This is a genomic window from Leucobacter coleopterorum (assembly GCF_011382985.1).
GTDB lineage: Bacteria > Actinomycetota > Actinomycetes > Actinomycetales > Microbacteriaceae > Leucobacter > Leucobacter coleopterorum.
The window spans coordinates 424,464-439,260 of record NZ_CP049933.1 but is presented as its reverse complement, the minus strand read 5'-3'; the positions used below and the strand labels follow the sequence as shown (position 1 = coordinate 439,260).

Annotated in this window: 14 protein-coding genes; 2 read left to right on the top strand and 12 right to left on the bottom strand. The window is 59.8% G+C overall.

What is annotated here, in order from left to right:
* Nucleotides 1–102 precede the first annotated feature (102 nt).
* From G7066_RS17245 to G7066_RS02040, 12 genes are all read right to left on the bottom strand, one after another.
* Entirely contained in the window at nt 103–558 is a 456-nt protein-coding gene (locus tag G7066_RS17245; protein ID WP_341873901.1) for a class I SAM-dependent methyltransferase, read from the bottom strand.
* An 11-nt stretch (nt 559–569) separates the two neighbouring features.
* Nucleotides 570–1,271 carry a hypothetical protein gene (locus tag G7066_RS17240; protein WP_341873834.1) on the bottom strand — a complete coding sequence of 234 codons (702 nt, stop codon included), beginning with the start codon at nt 1,269–1,271 and terminating at the stop codon, nt 570–572.
* A complete protein-coding gene (locus tag G7066_RS02085) occupies nt 1,259–1,663 on the bottom strand; it encodes a heat shock protein transcriptional repressor HspR (RefSeq protein ID WP_166331863.1) in 405 nt (134 codons plus the stop codon). Before G7066_RS02085 ends, G7066_RS17240 begins: the two co-directional genes overlap by 13 nt.
* 31 nt (nt 1,664–1,694) lie before the next feature.
* Nucleotides 1,695–2,663, bottom strand: a complete 969-nt coding sequence (locus G7066_RS02080) for a DnaJ C-terminal domain-containing protein (protein ID WP_166328679.1) — start codon at nt 2,661–2,663, stop codon at nt 1,695–1,697.
* Entirely contained in the window at nt 2,656–3,270 is a 615-nt protein-coding gene (locus tag G7066_RS02075) for a nucleotide exchange factor GrpE (protein ID WP_166328677.1), read from the bottom strand. Before G7066_RS02075 ends, G7066_RS02080 begins: the two co-directional genes overlap by 8 nt.
* A 2-nt stretch (nt 3,271–3,272) precedes the next feature.
* Nucleotides 3,273–5,141 (bottom strand): molecular chaperone DnaK, encoded by a 1,869-nt coding sequence (gene dnaK / locus G7066_RS02070; protein WP_166328675.1) that lies wholly within the window; start codon nt 5,139–5,141, stop codon nt 3,273–3,275.
* Between the two features lie 301 nt (nt 5,142–5,442).
* Nucleotides 5,443–6,516, bottom strand: coding sequence for an ABC transporter ATP-binding protein (locus tag G7066_RS02065; RefSeq protein ID WP_166328673.1), 1,074 nt, complete (start codon nt 6,514–6,516; stop codon nt 5,443–5,445).
* 37 nt (nt 6,517–6,553) lie between these two features.
* Nucleotides 6,554–7,369 carry an ABC transporter permease gene (locus G7066_RS02060; protein WP_166328671.1) on the bottom strand — a complete coding sequence of 272 codons (816 nt, stop codon included), beginning with the start codon at nt 7,367–7,369 and terminating at the stop codon, nt 6,554–6,556.
* Nucleotides 7,366–8,304, bottom strand: coding sequence for an ABC transporter permease (locus G7066_RS02055; RefSeq protein WP_205881501.1), 939 nt, complete (start codon nt 8,302–8,304; stop codon nt 7,366–7,368). Before G7066_RS02055 ends, G7066_RS02060 begins: the two co-directional genes overlap by 4 nt.
* Nucleotides 8,305–8,381: 77 nt before the next feature.
* Nucleotides 8,382–9,512 (bottom strand): ABC transporter substrate-binding protein, encoded by a 1,131-nt coding sequence (locus tag G7066_RS02050; protein WP_166328669.1) that lies wholly within the window; start codon nt 9,510–9,512, stop codon nt 8,382–8,384.
* 772 nt (nt 9,513–10,284) lie between these two features.
* Nucleotides 10,285–11,691: an NAD(P)/FAD-dependent oxidoreductase gene (locus G7066_RS02045; protein ID WP_244303182.1), complete on the bottom strand. Its 1,407-nt coding sequence runs from the start codon at nt 11,689–11,691 to the stop codon at nt 10,285–10,287.
* 146 nt (nt 11,692–11,837) lie between these two features.
* Nucleotides 11,838–13,244, bottom strand: coding sequence for a PucR family transcriptional regulator (locus tag G7066_RS02040; RefSeq protein WP_166328667.1), 1,407 nt, complete (start codon nt 13,242–13,244; stop codon nt 11,838–11,840).
* 249 nt (nt 13,245–13,493) lie between these two features.
* Here G7066_RS02040 and G7066_RS02035 point away from each other — a divergent pair, with 249 nt between their 5' ends.
* Nucleotides 13,494–14,306 carry a hypothetical protein gene (locus tag G7066_RS02035; protein WP_166328665.1) on the top strand — a complete coding sequence of 271 codons (813 nt, stop codon included), beginning with the start codon at nt 13,494–13,496 and terminating at the stop codon, nt 14,304–14,306.
* Between the two features lie 20 nt (nt 14,307–14,326).
* Nucleotides 14,327–14,752, top strand: coding sequence for a hypothetical protein (locus tag G7066_RS02030; RefSeq protein ID WP_166328663.1), 426 nt, complete (start codon nt 14,327–14,329; stop codon nt 14,750–14,752).
* Nucleotides 14,753–14,797: the final 45 nt, after the last annotated feature.

Below are 14,797 nucleotides of genomic sequence, written 5' to 3'. Positions count from 1 at the left end.
GTGTGCGGGAGTCCTTCGGTCGAAGAAGCGTTCAGAGGGTTACGAACAATTACCAGTGTATTCAGCGCGCCTGGAGATTGCTCCAAGCCTTGCCGAGACCAGTTAGTCTCGACATCGAGCGACGAGCACCGTGAAGGTCCGGTCACGTGCGAGTTGCTCCGTTGGACCGATGGTGCGCTCTACCAGGGACCGATAGCCCAGGCTCGAATTGAAGACGATCCGCAGTTCTCCACCCGGTGCGAGCGCGCGGGCGCAGGATCGAATCAACCTGTGAGCGACCCCTGTGTGAACAGTTGATCCAGAGTGGAATGGTGGATTCAACAGGATCAGCTCTGCCCACCCATCAGGTACTGTTTCTGTGCCGTCGGCTCGGTGAACCGTCACACGATCCGTCACCCCTGCGCGGTCTGCAGTGAGTTGGGTCGCGGCGACCGCCGCGAAGGACTGATCGGTTGCGATCACCTCTGCTCTGGGATTTGCGAGCGCAGCCGCGACCCCAAGCACTCCGTTGCCGCAACCGAGGTCGACTATGCGGCGTGCCTGCGGTTTTTCTGTTATGAGCGTCGAGATCAGCAGGCGGCTACCGTGATCGAGTGTTGGGCCCCGAAGGTCGCCCCGAAGGCGGCAAGCTCAAAGACGAGGTCGGGATCGCCGGCCCACCTCGGAAAATGTACGGCCTCGACGGCGCGTGGGCCGCTCGCGGTCAATACACGCGCCTTTCGCCGCCCAAGGCCAGCTTTCACATCGGTGAATGATCGTCCGAGCACCTCGTTCATGGCACGAGTCATGTGCTTCACACGACCACCCGCGAACACATGCACGTCGGGCGCTGCGTGGGTTGCGATGGCCTGAGCAATCTCGTCGAGTGCGTCGAGGCCACGGGGAAGCTGTATAAGCACAACACGTGCACCCTCAAGCAAGCCCTCGTCGAGCTGGTGGTTTGTGTAGCGGTCGGCCAAACCGAGGCGCTCTGCGTTACGCGCGAGCGCACGCTCCCCAAGAAGTGGGTCTTGGTGAGTACGGATACCACTCGCCCCGAACAGCGAGGCCGCCCCGAGAGTGAGGGCACCGTGCCGATCGCCGATCACAACGAGTTCGCTGTTTTTGAGTGTGCTCAATTGTGCAGCTGCGGTTTGTAGCAGCAACGAATCGGCCGAGTCATGCGCCTGCAGTTCTGGCGCGTCAAGATCCGGATCCCGTGAGAGTTTTGAGAACAGTGCCTCGATTGCTTCGACGGGGATTTCGTTGCGGGCTCCGTCTAAGGCTTCCAAACAACAACCTCAGCGTTTCGGCGAACACGGGTGCCGCGACGCAGCGTTACGACCTCGCCCGCAGAGCCCGCAGCAAAGACTCGGCGGTCCGGTCGCATGAGCCGTTCCTCGGCGAGCGCCCTTTCAAGTTGGTGCACACGCTCTTCGAGTGCCTGCACCTTATCTTCAAGCTGCAATACGCGCCTGATCCCTTCAAGGCTGAGGCCCTCAGCCGAAAGCCTCGCGACCTCACGCAGCTGGGTGACGTCGTGCAGTGAGTATCTGCGGGTGTTGCCCCGCGTACGCTGCGGCGATACGAGCCCTATGCGGTCGTACTGCCGCAGCGTCTGCGGGTGCATTCCAGCGAGTTCAGCCGCCGCCGCGATCGCAAAGACGGGCGTGAACCGATCCATTCGCGGCATCGACATGGTGTGAGCTCCCTACCTAACTCTTCGCCCGCGCGAGCAGATCTTCGCGCGGGTTTTCTTGTGGTTCAACCTCGCGGAACGCCTCAAGGGCAGCACGAGCCTCATCCGAAAGATGCGAAGGAACAACAATCTGAACCTCGGCGAGTAGGTCGCCGAGCCCCTTCGCGCTCTTCACTCCGCGACCCTTCACACGCAGCACACGGCCGCTCGGAGTTCCAGGCTGCACCTTGAGGCGCACGGGATCACCGCCGAGTGTCGGCACCTCGACCGTTGCACCCAGGGCAGCCTCAGAGAAGGTGACGGGCAGTTTCAGCCGCAGGTTTTGTCCGTCGCGCTCGAACACCGGGTGCTTGCGCACACTCACCGTCAAGATGATGTCGCCAGCAGGTCCGCCGTTTGGGCTCATTTCGCCCTTACCGCGAACCTTGATCTTCTGACCGTCAGAAACACCAGCGGGAATCTTCACCTTGACAGTGCCGGCTTCCGACTGCAGTGTGACGGTCTTGCCGTTCACCGCGGTCTCGAAGTCGAGGGTCGTGGAGGCCTGCACGTCACGGCCCTTTTGCGGACCGCGCGGAGCACCAGCACCACCACCAAACATGCCGAACAGATCTTCAAAACTCTGCCCGCCAGCTTGCTGGTAGCTGTACTGCTGACCGCGGGCTCCCCCACCGCCACCAAACATGCCACCAAAGACATCCTCGAAGCCCTGGTTGCCACCACCACCCGACGTGAAGCGGGCGCCACCTGAGCGCATCGCACGAATCTGGTCGTACTCTGCGCGCTGGTCCTTGTCGGAAAGCACCGAGTAAGCCTCGCTGATCTCCTTAAACTTCGCTTCGGCCGCGGGGTTACCCTCGTTAGAGTCGGGGTGGTGCTGCCGAGCGAGCTTGCGGTAGGTCTTCTTCAACTCGGCCTCGCTGGCATCTTTCGACACCCCAAGGATCTGGTAGAAGTCCTTTTCAAGCCAATCTTGACTAGCCATCTGCCCCCACCGCCACCGCTACTTTGGCGGGGCGCAACTCGACATCACCGAGCCGGTACCCCCGCTCAATTACATCCAAAACAGTGTGTTGCTCGGTGCCGGGAACCGGCACCTGTGCGATCGCTTCGTGAACCTGCGGGTCAAAGACTTCCCCAACTTCTCCGAAGCTCTCAAGCCCGAAGCGCTCAAGTGTACCTCGCACCTTCTGCGCGATCGTAGCGAAGGCAGATCCCTCCTCGAGGTCTCCGTGGGCCTCGGCCCGATCAAAATCATCGAGCACGGTGAGCAGCGGAGTCACCACAGCTGCCGTGAGACGCTGCTTCTCGAGCGAGGCATTAGTCTCAGTCCGCTTGCGGTAGTTCGCATACTCCGCTGTGACACGGCGCAGGTCTTCGAGATAGAAGTCCTCGGGAGCGCCTGATGGGGCGGCTGCCACATCCGCCTGGTCTGCCGCGTGAGCGTCTTCGTTCTGTTCTGCACCCAAGATGTCGTCAACGGTGAGGCCGTCTTGCGGCGCGGAGCCGGCGGCATTCGCCGCCGGCTCCGCCGCAGGAACCTCGTCACCGATCGGGTCTTCCCCTGGCGTGCGCTGTTCCTCGTTCGACATGGTTACTTCTGCTCCCCTGCATTGTCAGACTCATCGTCTTCAACAACCTCAGCGTCAACGACGTCGTCGTCTTCGCTCTGGCTCTCACCCGCGGCATCAGCGTTGGGTGCTTCGGCCTGGGCGGCCGCGTAGATCGCTTCGCCGAGTTTGCCCTGGCTCTCGCCCAGCTTGTCAGCCGCGGTCTTCACAGCGTCGTCGTCTTCGCCAGCGAGTGCTTGCTTCAGCGAGTCGAGGTCACCCTGCACCTCAGTCTTCACGTCTTCGGGCAGCTTGTCTTCGTTCTCGCTGATGAGTTTCTCGACCGAGTAGGCGAGTTGCTCAGCGTTGTTGCGGGTCTCGGCAGCTTCGCGGCGCTTCTTATCTTCGGCAGCGTGCTCTTCAGCCTCGCGCACCATGCGTTCGATGTCTTCCTTAGAGAGCGTCGACCCACCTGAGATGGTGATGGTCTGCTCTTTACCGGTGCCCTTGTCTTTTGCGGACACCTGCACGATGCCGTTGGCATCGATGTCGAAGGTGACCTCAACCTGTGGGATGCCGCGAGGTGCCGGAGCAATACCGGTCAGCTCGAAGGTTCCGAGGTTCTTGTTGTCACGGGTGAACTCGCGCTCACCCTGGAACACCTGGATCGCCACAGACGGCTGGTTGTCTTCAGCCGTAGTAAAGGTCTCGGAACGCTTGGTCGGGATCGCGGTGTTGCGCTCGATCAGCTTCGTCATGATGCCACCCTTGGTCTCGATGCCGAGAGAAAGCGGAGTGACGTCGATGAGCAGAACGTCTTTGCGCTCACCCTTCAGCACACCAGCCTGCAGCGCGGCACCAACAGCTACAACCTCATCGGGGTTGACGCTCTTGTTGGGCTCCTTGCCACCGGTCAGCTTCTTCACGAGCTCCGTGACGGCGGGCATACGCGTCGAGCCACCAACGAGCACAACGTGTGCGATCTCGGAAACATTGACGCCCGCCTCTTTGATGACATCTTCAAAGGGCTTGCGGGTGCGCTCAAGCAGATCCTTGGTGAGTTCCTCGAACTTAGCGCGGGTGAGCGTCTCGTCAAGGTTCGCCGGACCGTTCTCGGTGAGCGAGAGGTACGGGAGCTGGATCTGGGTGCTCATCGAGTTCGAGAGTTCCTTCTTCGCCTGCTCGGCGGCTTCCTTCAGACGCTGCAGCGCAATCTTGTCTTTCGAGACATCGACGCCGGTTGAGTTCTTGAACTGCGTGATCAGCCAGTCAACAACACGCTGATCCCAGTCGTCGCCACCGAGGCGGTTGTCGCCGGCGGTTGCGCGGACCTGGATCGTCGAGAAGTCGTCGTCTTTGCCTACCTCAAGCAGGGACACATCGAAGGTGCCGCCACCGAGGTCGAAGACCAGGATGAGCTCGTCTTCCTTGCCTTTGTCAAGACCGTAAGCGAGGGCCGCGGCGGTCGGCTCATTGATGATGCGGAGCACATTGAGGCCCGCAATCTCGCCGGCTTCCTTAGTGGCCTGACGCTCGGCGTCGTTGAAGTAGGCGGGAACTGTGATAACCGCATCGGTAACCTTGTCACCGAGGTAAGTCTCAGCGTCACGCTTCAGCTTCATGAGGGTACGTGCGCTGATCTCCTGAGCGGTGTAGCGCTTGCCGTCGATCTCTTCGGTCTTCCAGTCAGTGCCCATGTGGCGCTTTACGGAGGCGAGCGTGCGGTCAACGTTCGTAACGGCCTGGCGCTTTGCGGTCTCACCAACAAGCACCTCGCCATCTTTGGTGAAGGCGACGATCGAGGGGGTTGTGCGGAAACCCTCAGCGTTTGCAATAACTGCGGGCTCGCCGCCCTCAAGTACTGCGACCACTGAGTTGGTGGTTCCGAGGTCAATGCCTACTGCACGGGACATACATTCTCCTTCTGTTGCGTGTGGCGGCACCTCTTCTGGCGCCGAGTCTTTAGCCACACCTGAGTTTGGTTTCCTAACCCAGGTTGAGCCTTATGCACTCAAGTTTAATAACCCGCGGTTCCAAGTCAAGTTACAGTCGCTAAACTTGAGCCACTTTGACTCAACTTTCAGCATTTACTCAGCGACTTGGCCGGGAAATGCGAAATCCGGTGTAGCCATATTGCTAGTTGGCGTGGGGTCAACTAGCAATATGGCTACACCGGATCAGGATGGGCGGGTGGGTGGGCGGGTGGACGGGCGTCTACGAACCGTCGTCTGGAAGCATCACCGCGTCGGCTGTGCGCCAGGCGACCACAACCGCGTCGCCGATCTTTGCGTCGAGGGCCCGCTCTTCAGAGACACGCACGACCGCTTCGCCCAGCGCGGTCGTCACGTTGTATTTGACCGCCGACCCCAAAAACACGATGTCCTCGATCGTGCCGGGCACACGGTTCGTGGCTTCGGCACTGAGCACGGGATCCGCGGCGTCTGCGACCTCAAGCTTTTCGGGGCGAACAACAACTGCACCGCGGTCAATCCCAACCGAGCCAACCCCGGCCACCTTCAGGTCTCCCACCGACACCATACCGTCGACCATAGTGCCCTTGAACACACTGGACTCACCGATGAACTTCGCCACAAAGAGCGTCTTCGGCGCAGCATAGAGTTCGTGTGCAGACCCGATCTGCTCGATCCGCCCCTCATTGAAGACCGCGATGCGATCCGACAGCACCAGCGCTTCTTCTTGATCGTGGGTGACGTAGATAAACGTCGAACCGAGCTCGCGGTGAATGCGGCGCAACTCAAGCTGCAACCACTCGCGCAGTTTTTTGTCGAGCGCACCCAGCGGCTCATCCATGAGCAGGATCGGCGGGCGGTACACAACCGCCCGTGCAAGGGCAACTCGCTGCTGTTGTCCACCCGAGAGCTGCTTCGGGAACCGATCGGCGTACTGCGACAGCCGCACCATCTCGAGCGCCTCGGCCACGAGACGCTCGCGCTCGGCCTTTGCTATCTTGCGCTGCTTCAGCGGGTACGCGACGTTGTCGGAGACGGTCATGTGCGGGAACAGCGCGTAGTGCTGAAACACCACGCCGAGGTTGCGCTCGTGCGCGCGCAGTTTCTCAAGCGGGGTACCGTTCAGCATCATGCTGCCGGAAGAAGGCTCGAGGAAGCCAGCAATCAGGTTGAGTGTGGTGGTCTTGCCTGATCCTGACGGGCCAAGAAAGGTGAGAAACTCCCCTTCCTTTACTTCAAGGTCGATCTCGTTCAGCGCGATGGCCTCACCATAGATCTTCGACAGACCATTCAGGTCGAGGATCGTTTCTGCGGTCATGTTCAAGGTTCCTGTCTAAAGAAATGTGTTCGTCGGGCTAAGCAGCCGTGCGGTTGCGTGAGCGGCGCGCCAGCGGGGTGACGACAAACTGGAAGAGCACAAAGGCGAGGATGATCGCACCGAGAATCAGCGAAGCAGCCGCCGCGATCGTGGGATCGGTGGTGCGCGTGACACTTGAGTACATCATGATCGGCAGCGTCTGCAGCGATGGCGACACCATGAACTGAGACACAATCACCTCGTCGAAGCTCGTGACGAAGGCGAACACGGCACCCGCCGCGACACCCGGAGCAATGAGAGGCACGGTCACTGTGAAGAATGTCTTCAAACGGCCAGCGCCAAGGCTCGCCGCAGCCAATTCGAGACTGCGATCGTAGCCCGACAGGCTCGCATTCACCGCGATCACAACAAGTGGGAACGCTAGGGCAACGTGCACCATCACAAACCCGAAGATCGTACCGACAAGTCCAGCCTTCAAGAAGAAGGTGTAGATGCCCGCACCCGCAATGATGGGTGGCACGATCATCGGAGTCAACATTGCGGTTGAAGCCCATCCCGCAAACCGGCTCTCCGAGCGGTTGATGGCAATCGCGGCGATGGTGCCGAGTGAGGTGGCAACAACCGCCACAATCAAGCCGATCAGCGCGGAATTGCCGAGCGCCTGCGTCCAAGCGGGCTTCGTGAAGAAGGACTCATACCAAACAGTTGACCACTCACGCGGCGGGAACTGGAAACTCGCGTCTGCCGAGAAGGAGATCGGGAACACGATAAACATCGGGGCAACAAGCCAAATCGCAACGATCGTGGCGATTGCACCCAGCAAAAACTTTGTACGGGGCCTGATCTCGTTCATGCTTTACTCCCACCCACCATGTCTTGCACCGACCCGCCGGTCTTTTTGCCGATCCAGGCTGCGAGGCCGAGGATCACCAGCGTGACAAACAGCAGCACGAATCCAATAACTGCGCCGTACCCCCACTGCGCGAGACCCTGCACCTGGCCCTGGATCAGCGTCGACAGGAACGCATCGCGCGAACTACCGAGCATCGCAGGAGTGATGTAGAACCCAAGCGCCATCACAAAACTGAGAAGAGCGCCAGAGGCGACACCCGGCAGCGCGAGTGGCAGATACACCGACACAAACGCCTTGGCCGGCCTTGCGCCGAGACTGCGCGCGGCGGTCAGTAAGCGGGTGTCGATCTTCGACATCGTCGCGTACATCGGCAGCACCACAAACGGCAGCAGCACCTGAGCCATGCCGATGAGCACCGCCGTTGGAGTGCGCATGATCCCAAGCTGCTCAACCCCGAACAGTTTCATGAACTGCCCGATCGGCCCGGAATCCTGCAGCAGCACAACCCAGGCAAACGTGCGCACGACCATACTCGTCCAGAACGGGATCAGCACGATGAGCATGAGCATGTTTCGAGTCGCGGGCTTCACGATCGTCATGAAAAAGGCGAACGGAAATGCCATTACGAGGCAAACCAGCATCACCCAAAAACTCGTGGTGATGGTTCGGGAAAGCACCGCGACGTTCACGGGCTGCCCGAAGAACCAGTCGAAGTTCTGCAGCCCGACCTCGGGGTACGTGAATGCAGCAACGAGCACGGTGAGCATCGGGTAAAAGTAGAAGATGCCCAGCACGATGAGGGCCGGGAGCAGCGCAAGCAGCAGCGGCCCACCCTTGCCGAGCTTCATCTTTTTCTTCGGGGATCCGGCCTCGTTCACCCTGATCGCCTGCGTCGACAGTGTCGAAAACTGCCGAGTTTCTGGCGCACTTGCCATGTTGATAACCTCAACACTCTCTCAAAACAGAAGGGAAGAGTGTGGGGCCCGAGGCTCGAACCCCACACTCGAGAAACTTAGGCGCCAGCAACCAGCGCGGCCCAGCGATCCTGCAGCGGGGTGATCGTGTCGGTGTCTGACCAGAAGGCAAGCTCCAGATCAACACCGGTCTTCTGCCGCTCAGGCGTTGTGAGGATGTAGCTCTGTGTCAGGTCGTCGACCTTGGGCTTTGCGTTCACGTTGGTCGGCGAGTAACCGCTGGCCTCGACCCAGGCAGCCTGCTGATCCGCACCGAGTGCGTAGTTGATGGCGTAGTAGGCCTCTTCAGAGTTTTTGGTGCCCTTGACGATCGCGAAGTAGTCAACGAGCGATACCCACTGATCCCACGCAACCTCAACCGGAGCACCGTTCTTGGCTGCGGCAAGCGCACGACCACTCCACACGCCTCCCATAACGGCTTCACCCGACTCCAGCATCTGCTGAGCCTGGGCACCTGTGCCATAGAACACGATGTTGTCTTTGATCGAATCGATCTTGTCGAGACCCTTGTTGGCCCACTCAACCGACCACTTGTCACTGTCCGGGTTCCAGCCGGCGGCGAGCGCGGCCGCCTGCACTGTAGATCCGTCGATCTTGCCGTCACCACTGTAGAGCGCGCGGGTTCCTGGGAACTTCTTCACGTCGAAGAAGTCGGCCCAGTTCTTCGGGGCATCGGCCTTAAACTTGTCGGCGTCGTAGGCGAGAACTGTGCCGTAGACGATCGAGGGGACACCACACTCGGTGCCACTCATCAGCGACTCGGGCACGTTGGAGGTGTCGAGCTTCGAGAGATCGAGCTTCTCGAAGAGGGTGCCACACTCACGTGCAATGGCGTCACCGAACGATGAGATGAAGTCCCATTGAATGTTGCCTGACTCGACCTGGGACTGGATCTTCGCGAGTGTCTGCGGGGAATCCTGTTCGAACTTCACACCCGAGGTCTCAGCAAACGGGGTAAAAAACGCCGACATCTGCGCGTCCTGAGTTGTGCCACCATCACCGGCATACGTGACGGAGTAACCCTTCAGCACCCCATCAGGCACCTCCCCGGCAACGGGCTTCGAGATTGGGGTCACGGGTTCACTGGGTTTCGCATCGCCGGCGCAACCGACAAGCAGTAGCGAACTGGCTGCGACCACAGTGGCGGTCTTAATGAATGCAGTCTTCATGAAAGTCTCCTTCGACGTTCCGGCGTTTGCGGCAGCGGTTGCCGGGGTGAGGATCCCGACACTTGGCTCGCCTCAGCGTAACCAGCAATTTCTCAGCTTGGACACGGCCTTGAGTATGAATTTGGCCGCGGATTGATACTCGGGCTCATTGTGTGGCGGTGTGTTCTAACGCGCAACCACCGGCAGTGCAATACTTGCTGCTGTGCGTTCCATTGTTGTGACAACGTGGGATGTTGAGCCCAAAGAATTTCAAACCAATCGAAATCAGTTCAATAGTGGCGACTTATACAAATATGTCAATGCGCAAGCTCGGTCTCGCACTGATGCTGTGGAGCGCCATATTCATCAATGTTCCAGTACTTTCAGGGGTCGCCCTCTGGTATTTTGCGTGGCCGAATGCCAACTGGTCCATGTTCTGGGTTGTTTACCTAGTGATCATCCCATCGTTCATAGTGAGCCTGCTCACGGGTCTTTCGAGCTCGCTAGGTGCGTACCTCGGGAAAAAGATTTTTGCACCCAACACAGACTTGTCCGATAGCTCAACTCACAGAGGAGTTCTTGAAACAAGTATTGGAGCGGGTGTTGGTGCAGTGTTTCTTGGCACTTTGCCACTCGGCTACTTGCTGAGTTATCAGCTAAAGAGCCTGAGCAGCACAGCCCCTCTAATTTGCGCAATTGTGCTTTTTCTTGGGTTCGCTGGGTTCACCGCCTTATGGGTCCGCCGAGCGGCTAGGTCAGCCAGATCCCTAGCCGAACCGCATTAACGGCAGCGCTAGCGCCCACTAATCACGTTGGCGAGTTTTGCCGAGACGTGGGTCTTAGCGGTGCCCGTGCGATATTCCTCACGGTCGGCGAAGCGGTAGACCGCGTAGAGGGCCGTCGCGGCGGTCCAGCGCAGCGGCTCGATCTCCCAGTTGCGCGAGGTGTGTCCCACCCAGGGCAGCCTGGTGAGGTCTGTCTTTTCGCCGAGGATCAGATCCCGAATTGTACGCCCGGCAACGTTGGTGCCGGTCACACCGTGACCCACGTACCCACCGGCATCGGCGATCCCGGTTGCCGGGTCGAAGTTGACCCCCGCACACCAATCGCGCGGCACCCCGAGCACACCTGACCAGCTGTGCTCCAGCTTCACTCCGTCGAGTGCCGGGAACAGTTCGATTAGGCGGTTGCCGAGTTGCTCGATCGCTGCGTCGGCGGTGCGTCCACTCCGATCAAAGCTGGAAGCAAAGTTGTAGGGAACTCCGCGGCCACCGAGCGCGATGCGGTTGTCTGCCGTGTGCTGAATGTAGGCGAAGTTGTGCGCAACATCTCCCATCAGCTCGGCACCGTGCCAGCCGATCTCATCCATCTGGGCATCACTCAGCCGCTCAGTCACCACCATGCTGCTGTTCATTGGCAAGAAGCGACGGGACTGACCCTTGAGCGAGAGTGTGTACCCTTCAATCGCCTGCACCACATACTCCGCACTCACGACACCGCGGTTCGTTTCGACGCGACGAGGGCTAATGGCGGTTGCGGTGGTGCCCTCGTAAATCGTCACGCCGCGGCGCTCAACCGCAGCGGCGAGCCCGAAGGTAAACTCCGCGGGATTGATGCGTGCGCAGTGGGGGCTCCAGTACGCGCCACGAACGTCGGCGACCCGCACTCGCTCATCGAGCATTGTCGGCGAGAGCACCTCGTAGTCGTCGGGTCCCCAACCATGGTCTTTCAGCGACGCGATTGTGCCCTGCAGCCGATCCCACTGCGCGTTGTTAGTGGCGACGTGGATCAGGCCGTCTTGCACCACATGCTCCCCAAAGCCCTCTGCCTTCGCCACGGTAACACCCTCGCGCACCGCGGCGAACATCTCGTGTTCCATCGCGATCGCGGCGTCGCGACCGCCCGCCTTCGCGTATCGCCGAAACTGCCCCGGCGACTTAGCGCTCATCCAACCACCGTTGCGCCCTGAAGCCCCGAAGCCCGCGAACTCGCGTTCGACCACCACAACGTTGAGGTCGGGTCTCGCTTCTTTAAGGTAGTACGCGGTCCAGAGCCCGGTGAGCCCGGCTCCGACAATCGCGACGTCCGCCTCGATATTGCCCGGCAACCCTGGGCGCTGCTTCGGCCGCCCCTCCGCGTGTACCCAGAACGACACCTCGCCATTGATGAAATTGTCGCTCACTCGAGGTCCAGCAACCACTGTTCGTCTCCTCAGATTTCGATTCCGAGCCGCGCGTGCACCTTTACTCACGCAGTCGGATTGAGACTACGCCTCCGCACTGCTGTCCGCGTCTGTACGGGAGTATGAAGTTGAGGCGGAATCTATCCGCAGAGCTGAGACTGGGGTCACCCCAGGTCAGGATCCGCACCAAACCGTTCCCAAGCCTGCATGGCGATCCACAGCGCCGAGATATCCTCGCTGCGCGACGCGCTTCTTCCGGTGAGGGTCTCCGCCTGCCGCAGCCGGTAGGCAAGAGTCTGTCGGTGCACTCCCAGCTCAGCGGAACTTCGCGCCCAACTGCGGTCATTGCGAAGGTAGCTGAACAGCGTCTCCCTGAGTGTTGCCGCCCGGTCACTGACCTCGGAGAGCGGACCAAGCACCTCACGAACAATCTCACGGGATTCCCGCTCGCTCCGAGCCAGAAGCCCCACCCGAGCAGCAGCAAACTCGGCCCATGCCCCCGCCACACCGTGCGCGTCAGCGAGCGCACTCGCGGCCTCCACAACGGCTCCTCGGGAGTCGCCCCAGCTGCCAATGGAATGAGAAACTCCAGCGGCAATGCCAAGCTCTCGAAGCAGTTCGCGCAAGCGGTCGAGTTCGTCGCTCGGCACAAGCGCGATCCCGTGTTCACTCCCGCTACCAACGAGTACGCTGATCCCCCGAATCGATGCGAGCCGCGCCACCCCCTCGACCGTCTCTTCAGAGAACGCGACCAGACGGCATCCCGAGTGAATCGTCCCCTCACCCAGCACGGCCTCGGCGCCACGGCTGTCGCCGTCGGTGAGCAGGTGTTTCAGGGCGAGGTCCTGCGCCGTGACGTCGGCCTCTGCATCGAGCAGCGCACGGTCAACCTCGACCTCAATAACCCGCTTCAGGTGCACCAGCACCATAGAGTTCAGGCCCTCTTGTGCGCGCTCACCGATCTCGAGGATCGCCCTGTGACGCTGGGAAAACTGATGGCTGCGGATCCTTACCTCTTCGAATTCACCGACGATAAGACTCGCAGAACACAGCAGACTCAACCCAGTCTCACGGTCGATGACCGAGATCTGCACATCCAACAGCCGTGCCAGTTCGTCGACAAAATCTTGCGGGCTGCTCGCGGCCGCCGCAACCTCGTACAGTCGTGCCAGAGTTAACACGTGAGAGGTTTGAGTGCTGCTCGCAGCCGCCGCAACGTGCTGAGATATCGCAGACCACGGCACTGCGGGCTCGGTGCGCAGCAGCGGAAACCCGAGGCGATCGGCCTCGGCGTGCATCTCGGCACTCAGCACCAGATCTTCGTCGCGGCCACCAATCGTGGCGCCCGCGATCCCGGCCGCAACAAGCTCCTGCACAAAGTGAACCTGGCCCACGGGGTCCTTCGGCACACAAAACCCAACGGTCATCAGCAACTCGTCACACCCGACCCACAGCCAGGGATCCTCGAGCTCACAGCTGTGCGCCCACGACACTCGCCGGTCGGCACCGCTCGCGCCCGAAAGCACACGCGTGCGCAGCGTCTCGATCGCGACCAGGTCACCGATTGTCATTGAGGCTTCGTCCACGCTGTTTGCACTCCCAACTTCGAATCGAGCGCTCGCCGATAGTCATCTCCACAGTACCGGGATACTGTTGACGGCATCACCAAAGCTTCGCCACGGGAAATCCATTCGCTATCCTCGGTATCGCGTTGAATACGCGTTCGGGCGGTGCCGATAGTGGCGCGCCGCCAGATTATGGAGAGCTAAATCTTGACCCTCGCAAGGACGTTATCCGCCTGCATTGCAACCCTCACCGTAGTGAGTGTCGCCCTTACCGGTTGCACGGCTGTAAGCGAAACAGATGAAGTATCGGCTATTACAAGTAAGAACCTGAAGCCCATAGGCGATTCGGGGCGTTGGTTTAGCGAGGCCTACGCTGAGGGGGTCGACGCCGTTTACTCCACAACTAACCAGGTGTGCGGCATCACCAAGGACCACTTAATTGTCGAGGCGGTCAGGGGTCCCGGTTTTAGAAGTCGCGTGCAAGCTCATTCGCTCGTGCCCTCGACCGGAGCCGGAATCGTTTGGGAACTCACAGACATGGATTGCGGCGAGGACGCAGTTTATGGTGACTCCGTGCTCGTAAAGACATTTACGTTAAAAGAAGACACTACATGGCACCTCGCCGACGCAAGCACAGGTGAGCTAAAGAGCGAGTTACCTCTTACAGATGACCGCCTCTTCCGCTTGAAACAACTCACGGAGGTTGATGGTGTTTCAGTTTTTCTCGCGGACGATGAACGCGTAATCGGAGTGGGCGCGGACCGTATCCTCTGGACGAGAAGTTTGAGCAAAAGGGGCGCGACCTCGGTCGTTGTGCTCCAGGATGGACACCTCGGCATGAGCGACTCGAATAGCAAGGGCGACTTCACCGTCATTGACGGACGATCAAGTGACGACACTGTCTCAATAGATTACAAGGACGGTGGGCCTTCTTGGACAAACGACGGTTTCTCTCTGCTCGAGCGTCAAGAGAAAGGTGGGGCTACGACAAGGTCTTCTACGACTTGGAAGGCAACGAAACACACCGATTCGAGGATCCGAATTACCACACCGGATTCGTTGGTATAACTCCCTCGCCAAAAGCTGGGGTGACCTTTTCTACCGCCGATCACATCAAGGGCGAGGGAGTATTCGCTATCGATGCTTCGGGCACTCCCGCGATGTTTTTCCGTCAGGGCGAATCGCCAGAAATTTATACACAGAACGGCAAACTCGACAAAAAATCGGAGCTCTATGACGGCTCACAGCGCGCGAGCGATCCTCCCCCGTCTTACAACCAGGCCTCAGATGTGCGTACAGACATGCAAGGGGTGAGCAAAAACGGCACCATGTTTCTCTACCCCGGAGGGTATGAGATTCCCAAAGTTTTTGTCTACGATCTCAACGGCGATCTCGTGTTCGAATGGTCAGCCTCGGGCGACCACTTTGGAGTGAGTGTCGAGGGAGGCTACATCACCATAAATGAGCAAAACTCAACGCAGGTGCTGCTGCCACCGTGGAACCCTGACGCGTAGATCATTTGTGTGTAGTAGCCTCAAGGCCGTCGAGTAAGGAGCTAC

Coding starts and splice junctions, on each gene's coding strand:
- G7066_RS02085 (WP_166331863.1), bottom strand. CDS start 1,663: ATGGATCGGTTCACGCCCGTCTTTGCGATCGCGGCGGCGGCTGAACTC.
- G7066_RS02080 (WP_166328679.1), bottom strand. CDS start 2,663: ATGGCTAGTCAAGATTGGCTTGAAAAGGACTTCTACCAGATCCTTGGG.
- G7066_RS02075 (WP_166328677.1), bottom strand. CDS start 3,270: ATGTCGAACGAGGAACAGCGCACGCCAGGGGAAGACCCGATCGGTGAC.
- dnaK (WP_166328675.1), bottom strand. CDS start 5,141: ATGTCCCGTGCAGTAGGCATTGACCTCGGAACCACCAACTCAGTGGTC.
- G7066_RS02065 (WP_166328673.1), bottom strand. CDS start 6,516: ATGACCGCAGAAACGATCCTCGACCTGAATGGTCTGTCGAAGATCTAT.
- G7066_RS02060 (WP_166328671.1), bottom strand. CDS start 7,369: ATGAACGAGATCAGGCCCCGTACAAAGTTTTTGCTGGGTGCAATCGCC.
- G7066_RS02055 (WP_205881501.1), bottom strand. CDS start 8,304: ATGGCAAGTGCGCCAGAAACTCGGCAGTTTTCGACACTGTCGACGCAG.
- G7066_RS02050 (WP_166328669.1), bottom strand. CDS start 9,512: ATGAAGACTGCATTCATTAAGACCGCCACTGTGGTCGCAGCCAGTTCG.
- G7066_RS02040 (WP_166328667.1), bottom strand. CDS start 13,244: ATGACAATCGGTGACCTGGTCGCGATCGAGACGCTGCGCACGCGTGTG.